Consider the following 14,442-nt stretch of genomic DNA (forward strand, 5'->3'; position numbering starts at 1 on the left):
ATGGTCACCATGAGAATAATTTACTTGAGGAATATAAAACTTGCCAAGCTCTAGAGTTCAAGCGCTACACCAATGGTTGAATCAACAATTTTCAAACGAACACATTCACTTAACCCCCTTGTCTGGCGATGCTGGCTTTCGCTGTTATTATCGCTTTATTGTTCGTGGTCATTCATTTATCGCTGTTGATGCACCTGCAGAAAAATCTAACAACGCTGCTTTTTTGTTTATGCAAAAAAGCCTTAATAACAAAAGTGTTTTAGTGCCCGAAATTATTGCGGTTGACCTTTCACTCGGCTTTTTTTGTTTGGCTGATTTTGGCGAAACACTTTTAGCTGATGTTTTAACGACTGAGAATATGGCAACGTACTACCAAAAAGCCATTAATATTTTACCAAAAATTCAATCAGCGCTACCTCACAACACCAAAGAGTTACCACATTACAACAAAGCATTTGTTGAACTTGAGCTCAATATTTTTTCACAATGGTTATTAGCAGAGCACTTATCATTAACATTAACTGATAATGAAGAAAAAGAGTTAGCGCACTGTTTTGCTATCCTGACAGAAAATATACTCAGTCAGCCACAAGTTCTTGTTCACCGTGACTACCATAGTCGAAATATTATGGTTTTAAAAAACAATACATTAGGAATTATTGACTTTCAAGACGCGGTTATTGGCCCTATTACTTACGACATCGTTTCATTGTTACGCGACTGTTACCTAAAGTGGCCTAACAAGTCTGTTGCACTGTTATTAACCAACTATATTGAAATGATAACTCAGCAGTATGCATTAACTGACATCAGTCGCGAACAATGGCAGCGCTGGTTTGATTTAACCGGGTTACAACGTCATATTAAGGCCAGTGGAATATTTGCACGCTTACATCACCGCGATAATAAAAGCAGCTATTTAGCTGATATTCCTCTTACACTTACCTACATCGTAGAGATAAGTCAGCAATACCCAGAATTAGCCTTTTTACATCAGTTTTTATTAAATAAAGTGCTGCCTGCAATGAACAAGTTCAAGGAGAAAGCGTTAACATGAAAGCGATGATTTTAGCCGCTGGTCGGGGTGAACGTATGAGGCCATTAACTGATCATTGCCCAAAACCCTTACTTAAAGTTGCTGGCATTCCCTTAATTGAACACCACATTAATAAACTCGCCCAGAGCGGTATTACCGATATTGTGATTAACTACGCTTGGTTAGGAGAGATGATTTCTACCTATTTGGGGGATGGTAAACAATTCGGTGTTAATATAAGCTACAGCCCTGAAAATAATGGTGCGCTTGAAACGGCCGGCGGTATCATTCAGGCATTACCTTTATTAACTAAAAATAAAGGCAATGAACCTTTTATGCTCATTAATGGTGATGTATTTACTGATTTTAACTTTGCTGACATGCCGATATTAGCTAACGACTGTTTAGCTCATATCTGCTTAGTAAACAATCCGGAGCATAATAAAAAGGGTGATTTTATCTTTGATAATCATCAACTAAAAAACATTCAAAATCAGTCAGCGTTGAAACTAACAACATTGCAGACTTATACCTTTAGTGGTATCAGTGTTTTTCATCCTGATTTTTTTAAAAGTGAAAATAATTGCCAAGCATCAAAATTGGGGCCAATGCTTAAAAGAGCCGTTGATAAAGGTAAAGTTTCAGCCAGCATATTATCTTGTGCATGGACCGATGTTGGCACACCAGAGCGTTTAGCTAATCTAAATAAATAATACAGGTAATATTGATAATGAGAATATGGGGAAAACTTTTAGGCTTTATATTTGGCTTTATGCTGAGTAAAAACCTACTGGGTGCATTAATAGGTATGTTTATTGGCCATAACTTTGATAAAGGTAGAGCACTGAATTTCGGTCATTTATCTGGTTCAAAAGAGTCAGAAAGCGAACGTCAAACCACCTTTTTTTATACCTCTTTTTCAGTCATGGGTTATATGGCAAAAGCTAATGGCTTAGTGTCTAAACATGAAATTGAATTTGCAAATGCCTATATGGACAAGTTATCACTGCAAGGAGAATTGAGACAACAAGCGCAAGATGCCTTTCGAGAAGGGAAAATGGCTGGTTTTCCACTAAACGATCGTTTAGCTAAATTTAAACAGGTTTGTGGGAATCGTCATGATTTATTGTTACTTTTTTTAGAGATTCAAATTCAAGTAGCTTTCGCTGACGGCACATTAGACAGTGACGAACGTCAAGCTTTGCATACCATTGCGCAACATTTAGGATTTTCAAGTAAAGAGCTCGACCAACTATTAGAAATGATCATAGCTGGCGCACAGTTTCACCAGGGGCAATCAGGTAAAAGCTCACAGTCTCAATTAGACAATGCCTATAAAGTATTAGGCGTTACATCAGACACCCCAGAAAAAGATATTAAGAAAGCTTACCGAAAATTAATGTCACAACATCATCCAGATAAAATGGTTGCTAAAGGGCTTCCTCCTGAAATGATGGAAATAGCCAAACAAAAAGCGCAAGATATTCAAGGTGCATATGAGTTAATTACGAAAAATAAATAACCGTTAATGCTTGTGATTATTGGCAGAGAATAGCCGCTATAGTTTGCTATAAACTAAATGAAAAAACGCATACTTTGCTATGCGTTTTTTTTGGCTTTTGAAAAGGCTTACTTTCGCTGATAGATACAAAAATCGAGATCAAAATGATTCTTTTCGTCGGCACTACATTTAGTACTTTGTGTTAATTGCCAATCATTATCAGTATCATATTCAGGAAACTCGGTGTCCCCTTCGATGTTGGCTTTAATATGGGTAACGTAAAGACGGTGAGCAAAGGGTAAACAATGTCTATAAATGGCCCCACCACCAATCACCATAACTTCTTCAACATCTCCTGCCAAAATAAGCGCTTGCTCAACAGAAGTCGCACAGTCTACGCCGACAGCTTGGTAGTTTACATCGCGTGAGATAACAATGTTTTGTCTACCGGGTAATGGTCGGCCAATAGATTCATAGGTTTTGCGTCCCATTATAATAGGCTTACCAAGTGTCGTTTTTTTGAAGTAAGCTAAATCAGCAGGCAAATGCCAAGGCATGTCATTATCTTTGCCAATAATACGCTTATTGGCATGTGCGACGATCATAGAAAGTATTGTCATTAAAATTTTCGCTATAATTTTAATAATTCACTATTTTATTAATAAAATAACAAACTATTATTGTTAATGAGTTAAGTAATTGCATGGCACTTTAAACGTTATTGTGACACTTTACCACCGACGCTAGGGTTAGATTGCTTCAATCTATTAAGGGGATTTACATCTGCCTGATAAATGACGAGCAGCAAGCATCAATGCCTAAGAACAGTCATGACCATTAATTTGGGGTATAAAAATTGGGACATAAAAAAAGCTCAAGTAAATGATACTTGAGCTCTCTTAAAAACTGAAATGCTAGATTAATAATCTATTTACGATATTCAACTTCTACGTCGTATTCGTCTTCATCCCAGTCTTCATCATCAAGCATGTCTCCAGCCTCTGCAACAGCATCTTCGTGGTAAGTATCCCACTTAAATTCAACCGTTTTATCTTCAGGCGTCTCTTCGACTTCTGGAGGTAGACCTTCAATAAAGGTCATCACACCTTGTGTTAAGTCACCGGTGCCAGATCTATTGATTGCAGAAATACTACGTACTTCACCCTGCCAACCTAAACCAGCGATAATACTATCCGTTAACACTTTCGCTTCATCTTCTAACATTAAATCAAGCTTGTTAAAGACTAACCAGCGTGGCTTAGCAAAAAGCTTAGATGAATGTCGTTCTAATTCACTGATAATAGTTTTAGCGTTTTCAAGTGGATCAGAACCATCAGCAGGCATCACATCAATAATGTGTAATAAAATTCGACAACGCTCTAAATGCTTAAGAAACTGTGTGCCTAGGCCTGCGCCTTCTGCTGCGCCTTCAATCAACCCCGGAATATCAGCAATAACAAAGCTACGCTGGGTATCTAAACGAACGACACCTAAGTTAGGGACTAATGTAGTAAATGGGTAATCCGCTACTTTTGGTCGAGCCGCTGATACACTGCGTATCAAAGTAGATTTACCCGCATTAGGTAAACCTAATAAACCCACATCAGCTAAGAGTAGAAGTTCAAGCTTCAAGCTACGAATTTCGCCTGGCGTACCATCAGTTTTTTGACGAGGGGCGCGGTTAGTACTACTTTTGAAACGCGTATTCCCCAAACCGTGCCAGCCACCTTTAGCAACAAGCATTTTTTGCTCATGATGGGTCAAATCACCTAATTGTTCACCGGTGTCAACATCAGCAGCACGTGTTCCAACAGGTACTTTCAAGATTAAATCGTCTGAACCTTTACCCGTACAATCACGACTTTGACCGTTTTGACCGCGCTTAGCACGATGAAAACGCTCGAAGCGATAATCAATTAAGGTATTCAGGCTTTCATCCGCCATTAAATAAACGTCACCGCCGTCACCGCCGTCACCACCATTAGGTCCGCCGTATTCAATGTACTTTTCTTTTCGAAAACTTACACAACCGTTGCCGCCGTCACCGGCCTCAACTCTAATTTCAACTTCATCAACGAATTTCATGGTGCTTTGAAACACTCCAAGATTAAACTATTGCCTTATTATAAGTTATTTTTCGCACTTACGAAAACAAAGTTATTTTTTATACAAAATGAATACCATTTGGATTAATTAAAATGACAAAATTCAATGAGAATAAATTTTCAAGAACAAGGTGCTTGATTGAACAAGATCTGACCATTGCGATGGAAAGCAACGACGTTATTGTCTATTTAGGTCATTTAAAAATGAACAGTTAATTAGTGCAATTGGTATAAGATACTTATCTAATTAAGTATCAAAAAAAAACCCTGCTTAAAGCAGGGTCTTTATTAAGATTGAGTAGCGTTACTAAGCAACAATACTTACAAACTTACGGTTTTTAGGACCTTTAACATCAAATTGTACTTTACCATCTGTTAAAGCAAATAATGTGTGGTCTTTACCAATACCCATGTTTGTTCCAGCGTGGAATTTAGTACCACGTTGACGAACAATAATGTTTCCAGCTAATACAGCTTCGCCACCAAAACGCTTAACACCAAGGCGTTTAGCTTCTGAATCGCGACCATTTCGTGTACTACCTGCAGCTTTCTTATGTGCCATTTTGAATCGCTCCTAATTAGCCGTTAATGCCAGTAATTTTCACTTCAGTGAACCATTGACGATGGCCCGCTTCTTTACGTGAATGCTTACGACGTTTAAATTTAACAATCTTAACTTTATCAGCACGGCCTTGATTTACAATCTCAGCTACTACTTTACCACCGGCAATGTAAGGCGCGCCTACATTAACTTCTTCACCGTTAGCGATCATTAAAACGTTATCGAATTCTACTGTTGCACCAATTTCAAGCTCAAGCTTTTCAAGGCGAACTGTTTGTCCTTCAGTTACGCGATGTTGTTTACCGCCACTTTGGAATACAGCGTACATACCTACTCCGTACAGCGTCATTTTATTTAGACGCTAAATATTAAAATATAGGGCGCGAATTCTACGCGAAGATTTTTATTCAGGCAAGTCTAATTCGCATCTATTTCCAATTAATTTGCTTATCGTTAAACTAATCCGCTACAGCCCTTTATTGCTCAATAATTTCGTGTAAACTCATGCCTCATAAAATGTCTTCAATACAACAACAAAGGTAGCTGTAGCTTTCTATGGATATCAAAAATATACAAGCCCTCGCTCAAAAAGATATGACTGCGGTAAATGATATAATTTATTCGCAAATAAACTCTGATGTCGCGTTAATTAATCAACTCGGTGTTTATATTGTTAATGCGGGTGGCAAAAGAATGCGGCCAATGCTAACAGTGCTATCTGCACGTGCATTTGGTTATCAAGGTGAAGAACATATATCTATCGCCGCCATTATTGAATTTATTCATACCGCAACATTATTACATGATGATGTTGTAGATGAGTCGAATATGCGCCGTGGTCGTGAAACTGCAAATGCCTTGTTTGGTAATAGTGCGAGCGTACTTGTTGGTGACTTTCTTTATACCCGTTCTTTTCAGATGATGACCCAATTGGGCAATATGAGAATAATGGATATATTATCTGATGCCACCAATATTGTTGCAGAGGGTGAAGTGCTGCAGTTAATGAACTGTAACGACCCAGACACAACAGAAGAAAGTTATTTTGAAGTTATTTACTGTAAAACGGCTAAGCTATTTGAAGCCGCCACGCGTTTAGCTGCGGTTATTGCAGGCCAAGATGAAACAACTGAAAAAGCCATGCAGGAATATGGAAAGTATTTAGGGACTGCTTTTCAATTAGTCGACGATATTATGGATTACACCGCTGATGCAAAAGCGATGGGTAAAAATATTGGTGACGATTTAGCCGAAGGCAAACCTACTTTGCCATTGATTTACGCAATGCAACACGGTAATGCGCAGCAGAAGCAGCTAATAAGAGATGCTATAGAACATTGTAATGGTATGGAGCACTTAGACGAGATACTGGCCGCAATGGAGCAAACAGGCTCCTTAGTGTACACACAAAAGAAGGCCGAGTTAGAAGCTGACAAAGCCATTAGTGCTTTACACGTATTACCTGAGTCAGAACACAAGCAAGCGTTAATTAGTCTTGCTCATATTGCTGCAAATAGAACGGTGTAATGATGAAGACTCATTTTGGCTTTCTTTTTAATTTCATCGCTATATTATTATTTATTCCAGGCATATTTCTGCCGATGTTCTTTTTACAGATGGATGTTAGCGCTAGTATTAGCGGACCTGCACTTACCTCTGAACTGATAAATAAAGAACTTTCGCTATTAACAACTATTCAAGAATTATGGCAACACGATCGTTTATTAGTGGCGGCGTTAATTTTTATTTTCTCTATTTGTATTCCACTACTCAAAGCGTGCTTAGTGGCTTGGTCTTATTTTAAAAGAAATACGCAGATAGAAAGAAAGATCATCAATTTTGTAGGAACTATTGGTAAGTGGTCGATGGCAGATGTTTTTGTGGTCGCAATATTTCTAGCCGTGTTATCCACTAATCATGCAGAAACGGCAAACCAACAAACACTCAACATCATGGGTTTTAAACTTAACTTAATGATCAGCAGTGAAACGTTATCTTCTGTAGGGCATGGGTTTTATTTCTTTACCGCTTATTGCTTACTTTCATTGATAGGAACTCAGTTAAGCCAAAGTGGTTTGAAAAAGCAACCAAGCTAAACGATTATCTATTCACCCTGACAAACTAATTCTTTATCACGCTATTTTTATTCATTATTTTAACGCATAAAAAAACCGCTATTCTTTCCAGAGTAGCGGTTTTTTTGCAGATAATATCAAACAATAAATATAAATTTACCTATTAATATCAATGCTAACGTTCATCAAAATTAACCTTTGATGAAGTTAATGCCTTCAGTAATGTCAGCTTTTAATGTGTCTAACATATCTACTTTCGCTTTTTCTTCAAAAGCACTTAGTTTACCGTAAGATAAAATTTCGCTCACGCCATTTACACCTAAACGTACTGGTTGTGCGAAAAATTGTGCATCTTCGCCTGCGCCTTCAACGTAAGCGTAATCAACCACGTCTTCGCCTTGCAAGCCTTTAACCAAAGACATACAAAAACGAGCTGCAGCTGCGCCCATTGATAAAGTAGCGCTACCGCCACCCGCTTTAGCATTAACAACTTCCGTACCTGCATTTTGAATGCGTGGCGTTAAAGCAGCAATTTCTTCATCAGTGAAAGTAACACCTTCAACTTGTGAAAGAAGCGGTAAAATTGTTGTACCTGAATGGCCACCGATAACGGGAACTTTAACTTCAGCTACGTTTAAGCCTTTTAATTCAGCAACAAAAGCTTCACTGCGAATAACGTCTAGTGTAGTAATACCAAATACACGAGCAGCGTCATAAGTACCTGCTTTTTTGAATACTTCAGCAACAATAGGAACAGTGCCGTTTACTGGGTTAGTAATGATACCAACCAACGCTTTAGGACAGTTAGCAACAATGCCTTCTGCTAACGTTTTAATAATACCCGCGTTTACTGCGAATAAATCAGCACGATCCATACCTGGTTTACGTGGCATGCCAGCCGGAATTAAGACAATATCAGCACCTGTTAATGCATCGCCTAATGCATCAGCACCAAAACCTTCAACTTTAACCGCTGTAGGGATGTGTGATAAATCAACAGCAACACCTGGAACAACAGGTGCAACGTCATATAAAGATAGCTCAGAACCTGCTGGTAATTGAGTTTTTAATAATAATGATAACGCTTGGCCGATTCCGCCAGCAGCGCCTAAAACAGCAACTTTCATTTGATGTCTCCGGTAGTTAAAGAATATTTGAGTAAATACGTAAATTTTCGTGCCCAAAAGATATAGCATCGGCCACTAAAAAACAATTAATATTAAACGATATATGGCATTAGGATACCGTATAATACTTTTAATGAAATAATACTTAGGTCTTACTTCCTCATCATTAAGAATTTAAGATTAAAAAAAGTGTAGTAGAAAAATAATAAAGAGTACCGTTAAATTATGACAGTTTCACAAAAACAAGAAGCATTAACACAAGCTTTTAAAGATTTATTAAAGCAAGAGCAGTTTGGCTCTCAGGGCGATATCGTTGAGGCTTTGAAAAAACAAGGCTTTGATAATATTAGCCAATCGAAAGTTTCGCGTATGCTCAGTAAATATGGTGCTGTTCGCACCCGTAATGCTCGCCAAGAAATGGTGTATTGTTTACCCGCTGAATTAGGCGTTCCAACAGCAAAAAGCCCTTTACGCCAGTTAGTTATAGATATTGAATACAATGAAGTGATGATCATTGTTAGAACAAGCCCAGGAGCGGCACAGCTCATTGCCCGATTACTCGACAGCTTAAGTAAGAGTGACGGAGTACTAGGAACGATTGCCGGAGATGATACTATTTTTATAGCCCCAACCCATGTTGGCCAAATAGAAGAAACCATTGCTAAGTTAGAGTTACTCTTTTCTAGAAACTTAAATTAAGCAAGCACCAAAAGAGTTGAAGCAAACGTATATGTTATTGTCATTCTAAAATTTCTTCATAACCTATCAATGAAGATAATTTCAGAATGACCCGCCATCAACTGTATTTTTTCATGACTGAGCGAGTTTAGCTAAAAAATTCAAACTTGGGGCAAAGAAAGACGCCCCTGTTTCTGCCTGGGTATATTTCAGTAAATGGTCAAAATGACCATGTGCATCTGTTTTGATCATTGCTTTAAGCATCATCTCAAAAGGTTCTGGCGATCGGCAATATGCAACGAAAAATAAGCCCTGCAACTTCATATCACCGTATGGCATGCTTTGGCGTACTATTTCAATAGCATTACCGTCTGCATCTTTTAGGTTTACACGTTTAGTATGCGATGTGGGTGGTTTGTTTTCACTCGTATACTCTTCATTTTCTAATTTTGTACGCCCAAAAATATCTTCTTGGTCTTTAACTTTTAAACTGTTCCATAGATTTAAATTATGGCGATAGCGTTGAATATGTAAATAACTGCCCGCGGCAAATTCAGCATCATCTTCATTAGCAACCAACGCCACTATACGGCGGTGTGAGCCTTGTGGGTTCTCAGTGCCATCGACAAAGCCAGTTAAATCACGACCATCGAGAAACCTAAAGGCGCGTACCTGCTCAACAAGTTCAACACTATTTGCTAATAAAGCGCACACTTTTGTACTGACAATGTGATTGACATCAGCACGATCGCTTCTTATTTCAATATAGAGATCATAACTATCAGCAGGCGCTGCGCGGTCATCACATTCAATAGCTGAAAAAGGCTTAAGATTTTTTGGTCTTGCTTGAGGATAAAGTTCATCCCAGTAGTTAGCGCCAATAGCAATAACACCTGCAAGGTTTGATTCTGAAAAACGATCAGCGTAATGATCAAATAAGGCAGGTAATCGAGAAAGGGCTAGACGCACATGAGCATTTTTATCATCTAAAACATTAAACAATAGATAATAGCCGTGCAAACTAGGTTCCGCACAAATACCAAATTGTTCTCTTGCCATCAAAACTTCCAAAATAAAACGTGAGTTAATTTCTTAATTTTACACAGTTTTCTAAAATTGACAGTATATCTTTTGATTTATTAAAATAAGCACAAACTCAGTTGTTCTTTGACCTTCATGTAAGTGCACCATTGCCTGCATGGACGCAGGGATTTATAATTTATCTGGCGCTAAGTCATGACCGTTCATCCTGAACATAATCGCTCTTTGCCATCCGTGGCAACACGACATACCGTTCATCCTGAACATCGTCGCTCTTTGCCATCCGTGGCAACACGACATACCGTTCATCCTGAACATAAAAAACAGCCCGTAGGCTGTTTTTTTATCTTTATTCATCTAATAAACTAATGAGTATTAAGTAAACTCTGGGTAAGCTTCCATACCACAATCAGTTTTATCAACGCCTTCATATTCTTCTTCTTCAGTCACGCGAATACCCATGACCTTTTTAAGCACATACCAGACAACAAAACTTGCACTAAATACCCAGACAAATATTGTTGCTGCACCAATTAATTGCCCGCTAAAGCTTGAGGCTGGGTTAGTAAGAGGAACAAGTAGTAAACCAAAGAAACCAACAACACCATGAACTGATATAGCACCTACTGGATCATCTATTTTCAACTTATCTAATCCAATAACCGATAACACCACCAAGACACCAGCGATCATACCAAAGAGTGTAGATTGCAGCGCAGTAGGCGTTGAAGGTTCTGCCGTAATAGCAACTAAGCCCGCTAACGCACCATTTAATGTCATGGTTAAATCTGCTTTCTTAAATAAGATTTTAGCAAAAATCAATGCAGCTATTGCACCACCTGCGGCTGCAGCATTGGTGTTTAAGAAAACCATAGCAACAGAATGTGAGCTGTTAATGTCTGCAAGTTTTAATACTGAACCACCGTTAAAACCAAACCAGCCCATCCATAAAATAAATGTACCTAATGTGGCCATTGGCAAGTTAGCTCCAGGAATAGCATTTACACGACCATCAGGACCGTATTTACCTTTACGTGCACCGAGTAATAATACGCCAGCTAGTGCTGCTGATGCACCGGCCATATGCACAATACCTGAGCCTGCGAAATCAGAGAAACCTAAGTCACCTAAAGTGTATAAACCAAATACAGCGTTACCGCCCCAAGTCCAGCTACCCTCAAGTGGGTAAATCACAGCGGTTAAAACAACCGTAAAAGCAAGGAATGCCCACAATTTCATACGCTCAGCAACTGCACCTGAAACAATCGACATAGCCGTCGCTACAAAAACAACTTGAAAGAAAAAATCAGACGCTTTTGAGTAAATAGCGCCGCCATTAAAACCATCTTCACGACCAGCAAATTCTTTTAATACTGCCTCAGCATCAACCGTTTCGATACCCGACAAGAAGAACCCGCCACCGTACATAATTTCATAACCACACGCTAAATACATCATGCAAGCAATCGCATAAAGCGCAACGTTCTTAGTCAAAATTTCTGTGGTGTTTTTCGCTCGAACTAAACCAGCTTCTAACATAGAGAAACCTGCTGCCATCCACATAACGAGGGCACCACAGACTAAGAAATAGAAAGTGTCCATTGCATACTGTAACTGAAAAATGTTTTGTTCCATGATTTACCCCTTAAATAGCTTCAACATCTTGCTCACCAGTACGAATACGTACAGCTTGCTGTAAGTCATAAACAAATATTTTACCATCGCCTATTTTACCCGTATGTGCAGATTCTGTAATTGCTTTAACTAAACGTTCAACAACGTCGTCGTTCACTGCAATTTCAAGTTTCACTTTTGGTAAAAAATCAACTTGATACTCTGCACCACGATACAATTCGGTATGACCTTTTTGTCGTCCAAAGCCTTTTACTTCACTTACGGTTAATCCTTCGACACCAATTTCAGAAATAGCTTCTCTGACATCGTCCAGTTTGAAAGGTTTTATTATTGCGTTAACCATCTTCATTTTGTTTAGCCTTATTTGTGATTTGTACATAACAATACAAATGTTATGCCAAGCACTAAAAACAATAAAATTCAGTATGTTAAAATAAAAGCTAAAATAAAAACTGTTATTAAGCACTTCTGTGGTGCATGAAATATTGCGAATGACTGTAATTGGTGCATGAGGTAATGAACGTTATATTTATGGCATAAACAGGCGAATGAAAAATAAAATCATCAAAAAAAGGCGTAGAAATCTATTGTGAGATAAATAATTAAATCAATGAAAGAAAGGGGCCAATCAGAAAATGCGTACAGTAAATTGTTGTGTGGTAAGTAGAGGGAAAGAACGCTTTTAATTTTAGTTAACGCGTTTATTTAACGATTGTCCATTGTTACTACACCGTAGGTGCAATAACAATTTCACTCGTGTTGGTTAAGCACAATAACAATGAGATATTAATAAAGCATACAAGCACTTGGATTAAGAACAGCCAAAATACTTAAACGTTCCATATCACAAAAGTCACTCGCATCACGCAATAATTCTTTTTGAACAGCCAGAGAGTCTAGCTTATCATCTGTAATCACCGCTGACGGATCATGACTTTTACATTCATGGTTAAGCGTCATCACACGCTTAGCAATATAAAGTAACTTGGTTTCGTCGGTACTGTGTTCAAAGTCTTCGTCATCTTGGTCGCGTATTGGCTCAATCAAACTATAAGGTAACTGCCATTGCTTTAATAACTCAGCAGTAACGTCAGCATAGGAAAAACCAAAAGATTGTAGTTGTTTCGTCCATGGTAGTTCATCTGAATTCACCTGTTTACAGGTCTCTACTTTTTCAGGCATAAATTGATGCATAACCAACTCACCTAAATTGTGTAGCAAACCCAAAATAAAGAGTCTCTCGGCATTTGGAACGCTTAGTTTAGTGCCTAAGAATTTCACCGTTAATGCACAATCAACACTACGCTCCCAAAAATCGTTTAAGTATTCAGGGTCTGCTTTGATTTTTCTAAAAGCTTTCGTGGTGAAATAAGCGATAACTAGATTATAAACTTCAGTAATGCCAATAATTAAAACAGCTTTTGAGATAGTATCAATTTGACCTGGATAATTGAAAAATGAGCTATTAGAGAGCTTTAAAATAGTGCCCGCTAAAGCAGGATCAAGCAAAATAACATCAGCAATATCATCAATAGTTGACGATTCATTATCAATCAATTCTTTAATACGAATAAAAGAGTCTGATAAAACAAATATTTCACTTGCCTTCTCGGCGTATTCTGGAGCATTCATGAAGGAGGTCCTAAAAATTTATAGGGTTATTTCATACCCACTTGAGAGGGAATGTTACTATTATGTAAACGATTGACGACTCACTTTCTATTTAAAATACAGTAAATTAGCGAATCATCAATATTAAAACAAGTATAGTCACTAAATTGATAATTAGTGACTTTTTATTATTATAATCGATATTACTCTTCAACCGTTAGTGCCACTTGGTAAGATCCAAATTTTCGCATATTAATAACCCCCTTATCGAAGATCAAATATTGCCCTTTAATTCCTTGTAGTAGCCCTGAAACTTGTGCTGTTTTATCAAAATTAAATGACGCTATCTTTTCTAAATATTGCTCGACCGGAAAACGTAAATTCACGACAGGTTCATCAAGTAACTCAACAGCATCAGCGCCAAAACGTAATTTAATGTCTTCTAATTCCGCGGCGATCTCTGGTAACAGTTCCTGCGCTTTTTCTTTTAAATCAACGGTTTCACCTGATCCTTTAAGCATAGCTCGCCAATTTGTTTTATCAGCAATAAATTTCGCGAGAGCTATTTCAACAAGCCCCGATTGTAAACGCGTACTCACTCTAAATAATGGTAAAGCTTGTGTAGCGCCTTGATCAATCCAGCGTGTAGGTATTTGTGTATGGCGAGTAATACCCACTTTAATTCCCGAAGTGTTCGCTAAATAAACATAATGATTTACCATGCAATTTTTTACGCCCCACTCAGGCTCACGACAAGTGCCTTGTGCATGGTGACAAGTTTCTGGCTTCATAATGCACATGTCACATTGTGCAAGCTTTTGCATACAAGGATAACAAAAACCTTGTGAATAGCTTTTTTTCGTTACCCTTGAACAATGGCGACACGCTATTTTACCTTGATAATCGAAGGTTATTTTTTTCCCGATTAACGCATTCATATCGATTAACTGTTCACCGATAGGTAATTGATAATGAACAAGTCCGTTTTCATCTAATTGGGCAGTCATTTTACTCAAAGCACCAGCATCGTAATGGGTCATTTATTGTCTCGATAGTTTTCAAGGGGAATTT

Annotated in this window: 18 protein-coding genes; 8 read left to right on the forward strand and 10 right to left on the reverse strand. The window is 38.1% G+C overall.

The window, feature by feature from the left end:
- The first annotated feature begins 40 nt into the window (after nt 1-40).
- From H4J39_RS02250 to djlA, 3 genes are read left to right on the forward strand one after another with little or no spacing between them, the layout of a single operon-like run.
- Nucleotides 41-1,057, forward strand: coding sequence for an aminoglycoside phosphotransferase family protein (locus tag H4J39_RS02250; protein WP_182225793.1), 1,017 nt, complete (start codon nt 41-43; stop codon nt 1,055-1,057).
- Complete coding sequence (gene murU / locus H4J39_RS02255; RefSeq protein WP_182225794.1) at nt 1,054-1,749, forward strand: N-acetylmuramate alpha-1-phosphate uridylyltransferase MurU; 696 nt, start codon at nt 1,054-1,056, stop codon at nt 1,747-1,749. Before H4J39_RS02250 ends, murU begins: the two co-directional genes overlap by 4 nt.
- A gap of 17 nt (nt 1,750-1,766) precedes the next feature.
- Complete coding sequence (gene djlA / locus H4J39_RS02260) at nt 1,767-2,558, forward strand: co-chaperone DjlA (RefSeq protein ID WP_182225795.1); 792 nt, start codon at nt 1,767-1,769, stop codon at nt 2,556-2,558.
- A 107-nt stretch (nt 2,559-2,665) separates the two neighbouring features.
- Here djlA and folA read toward each other — a convergent pair whose 3' ends face one another.
- A complete protein-coding gene (gene folA / locus H4J39_RS02265) occupies nt 2,666-3,157 on the reverse strand; it encodes a type 3 dihydrofolate reductase (RefSeq protein ID WP_259368724.1) in 492 nt (163 codons plus the stop codon).
- 307 nt (nt 3,158-3,464) lie between these two features.
- Entirely contained in the window at nt 3,465-4,622 is a 1,158-nt protein-coding gene (gene cgtA / locus H4J39_RS02270; RefSeq protein WP_182225796.1) for an Obg family GTPase CgtA, read from the reverse strand.
- 113 nt (nt 4,623-4,735) lie between these two features.
- Between cgtA and H4J39_RS19045 the strand changes: the two genes are divergently transcribed.
- The gene (locus H4J39_RS19045) at nt 4,736-4,858 is read left to right on the forward strand and encodes a hypothetical protein (protein WP_259368725.1); all 123 of its coding nucleotides are present in this window, start codon (nt 4,736-4,738) and stop codon (nt 4,856-4,858) included.
- Between the two features lie 91 nt (nt 4,859-4,949).
- Here the strand turns inward: H4J39_RS19045 and rpmA are convergent, their stop codons facing one another.
- Both rpmA and rplU read right to left on the reverse strand, forming a co-directional pair.
- Entirely contained in the window at nt 4,950-5,204 is a 255-nt protein-coding gene (gene rpmA / locus H4J39_RS02275; protein WP_070375738.1) for a 50S ribosomal protein L27, read from the reverse strand.
- A 16-nt stretch (nt 5,205-5,220) separates the two neighbouring features.
- Nucleotides 5,221-5,532: a 50S ribosomal protein L21 gene (gene rplU, locus H4J39_RS02280; protein WP_182179099.1), complete on the reverse strand. Its 312-nt coding sequence runs from the start codon at nt 5,530-5,532 to the stop codon at nt 5,221-5,223.
- A gap of 227 nt (nt 5,533-5,759) precedes the next feature.
- Here rplU and ispB point away from each other — a divergent pair, with 227 nt between their 5' ends.
- Together ispB and H4J39_RS02290 are read left to right on the forward strand one after the other, a co-directional pair.
- The gene (gene ispB / locus H4J39_RS02285; RefSeq protein WP_182225797.1) at nt 5,760-6,731 is read left to right on the forward strand and encodes an octaprenyl diphosphate synthase; all 972 of its coding nucleotides are present in this window, start codon (nt 5,760-5,762) and stop codon (nt 6,729-6,731) included.
- Complete coding sequence (locus H4J39_RS02290; RefSeq protein WP_310649707.1) at nt 6,731-7,300, forward strand: paraquat-inducible protein A; 570 nt, start codon at nt 6,731-6,733, stop codon at nt 7,298-7,300. The genes ispB and H4J39_RS02290 overlap by 1 nt, the downstream gene beginning before the upstream one ends.
- Nucleotides 7,301-7,470: 170 nt before the next feature.
- Here H4J39_RS02290 and mdh read toward each other — a convergent pair whose 3' ends face one another.
- Nucleotides 7,471-8,406: a malate dehydrogenase gene (gene mdh, locus H4J39_RS02295; RefSeq protein ID WP_070375734.1), complete on the reverse strand. Its 936-nt coding sequence runs from the start codon at nt 8,404-8,406 to the stop codon at nt 7,471-7,473.
- A gap of 225 nt (nt 8,407-8,631) precedes the next feature.
- On the opposite strand from mdh, the gene argR reads away from it, so the two are divergent.
- The gene (argR, locus tag H4J39_RS02300; RefSeq protein WP_182179093.1) at nt 8,632-9,105 is read left to right on the forward strand and encodes a transcriptional regulator ArgR; all 474 of its coding nucleotides are present in this window, start codon (nt 8,632-8,634) and stop codon (nt 9,103-9,105) included.
- A gap of 111 nt (nt 9,106-9,216) precedes the next feature.
- On the opposite strand, the gene H4J39_RS02305 is transcribed toward argR, so the two are convergent.
- Nucleotides 9,217-10,143: a Dyp-type peroxidase gene (locus tag H4J39_RS02305; protein ID WP_182179091.1), complete on the reverse strand. Its 927-nt coding sequence runs from the start codon at nt 10,141-10,143 to the stop codon at nt 9,217-9,219.
- 177 nt (nt 10,144-10,320) lie between these two features.
- On the opposite strand from H4J39_RS02305, the gene H4J39_RS02310 reads away from it, so the two are divergent.
- Nucleotides 10,321-10,494, forward strand: a complete 174-nt coding sequence (locus H4J39_RS02310; protein WP_182225798.1) for a hypothetical protein — start codon at nt 10,321-10,323, stop codon at nt 10,492-10,494.
- A 6-nt stretch (nt 10,495-10,500) separates the two neighbouring features.
- On the opposite strand, the gene H4J39_RS02315 is transcribed toward H4J39_RS02310, so the two are convergent.
- From H4J39_RS02315 to H4J39_RS02330, 4 genes are all read right to left on the reverse strand, one after another.
- Nucleotides 10,501-11,760, reverse strand: a complete 1,260-nt coding sequence (locus H4J39_RS02315; protein WP_182225799.1) for an ammonium transporter — start codon at nt 11,758-11,760, stop codon at nt 10,501-10,503.
- Nucleotides 11,761-11,770: 10 nt separating this feature from the next.
- Entirely contained in the window at nt 11,771-12,109 is a 339-nt protein-coding gene (locus tag H4J39_RS02320) for a P-II family nitrogen regulator (protein ID WP_070375731.1), read from the reverse strand.
- Nucleotides 12,110-12,546: 437 nt separating this feature from the next.
- Nucleotides 12,547-13,392 carry an HDOD domain-containing protein gene (locus H4J39_RS02325; RefSeq protein WP_182225800.1) on the reverse strand — a complete coding sequence of 282 codons (846 nt, stop codon included), beginning with the start codon at nt 13,390-13,392 and terminating at the stop codon, nt 12,547-12,549.
- Nucleotides 13,393-13,574: 182 nt separating this feature from the next.
- Nucleotides 13,575-14,411 carry a DUF2797 domain-containing protein gene (locus H4J39_RS02330; RefSeq protein WP_182225801.1) on the reverse strand — a complete coding sequence of 279 codons (837 nt, stop codon included), beginning with the start codon at nt 14,409-14,411 and terminating at the stop codon, nt 13,575-13,577.
- Nucleotides 14,412-14,442 lie beyond the last annotated feature (31 nt).

Source organism: Colwellia sp. Bg11-12 (genome assembly GCF_014076955.1).
In the GTDB taxonomy this organism is placed as follows: domain Bacteria; phylum Pseudomonadota; class Gammaproteobacteria; order Enterobacterales; family Alteromonadaceae; genus Colwellia_A.

Bases quoted from the DNA above. Each gene is read 5' to 3' on its own strand.
- murU (WP_182225794.1), top strand. From the start codon at position 1,054: ATGAAAGCGATGATTTTAGCCGCTGGTCGGGGTGAACGTATGAGGCCA.
- djlA (WP_182225795.1), top strand. From the start codon at position 1,767: ATGAGAATATGGGGAAAACTTTTAGGCTTTATATTTGGCTTTATGCTG.
- folA (WP_259368724.1), bottom strand. From the start codon at position 3,157: ATGACAATACTTTCTATGATCGTCGCACATGCCAATAAGCGTATTATT.
- cgtA (WP_182225796.1), bottom strand. From the start codon at position 4,622: ATGAAATTCGTTGATGAAGTTGAAATTAGAGTTGAGGCCGGTGACGGC.
- H4J39_RS19045 (WP_259368725.1), top strand. From the start codon at position 4,736: ATGACAAAATTCAATGAGAATAAATTTTCAAGAACAAGGTGCTTGATT.
- rpmA (WP_070375738.1), bottom strand. From the start codon at position 5,204: ATGGCACATAAGAAAGCTGCAGGTAGTACACGAAATGGTCGCGATTCA.
- rplU (WP_182179099.1), bottom strand. From the start codon at position 5,532: ATGTACGCTGTATTCCAAAGTGGCGGTAAACAACATCGCGTAACTGAA.
- ispB (WP_182225797.1), top strand. From the start codon at position 5,760: ATGGATATCAAAAATATACAAGCCCTCGCTCAAAAAGATATGACTGCG.
- H4J39_RS02290 (WP_310649707.1), top strand. From the start codon at position 6,731: ATGATGAAGACTCATTTTGGCTTTCTTTTTAATTTCATCGCTATATTA.
- mdh (WP_070375734.1), bottom strand. From the start codon at position 8,406: ATGAAAGTTGCTGTTTTAGGCGCTGCTGGCGGAATCGGCCAAGCGTTA.
- argR (WP_182179093.1), top strand. From the start codon at position 8,632: ATGACAGTTTCACAAAAACAAGAAGCATTAACACAAGCTTTTAAAGAT.
- H4J39_RS02305 (WP_182179091.1), bottom strand. From the start codon at position 10,143: ATGGCAAGAGAACAATTTGGTATTTGTGCGGAACCTAGTTTGCACGGC.
- H4J39_RS02310 (WP_182225798.1), top strand. From the start codon at position 10,321: ATGACCGTTCATCCTGAACATAATCGCTCTTTGCCATCCGTGGCAACA.
- H4J39_RS02315 (WP_182225799.1), bottom strand. From the start codon at position 11,760: ATGGAACAAAACATTTTTCAGTTACAGTATGCAATGGACACTTTCTAT.
- H4J39_RS02320 (WP_070375731.1), bottom strand. From the start codon at position 12,109: ATGAAGATGGTTAACGCAATAATAAAACCTTTCAAACTGGACGATGTC.
- H4J39_RS02325 (WP_182225800.1), bottom strand. From the start codon at position 13,392: ATGAATGCTCCAGAATACGCCGAGAAGGCAAGTGAAATATTTGTTTTA.
- H4J39_RS02330 (WP_182225801.1), bottom strand. From the start codon at position 14,411: ATGACCCATTACGATGCTGGTGCTTTGAGTAAAATGACTGCCCAATTA.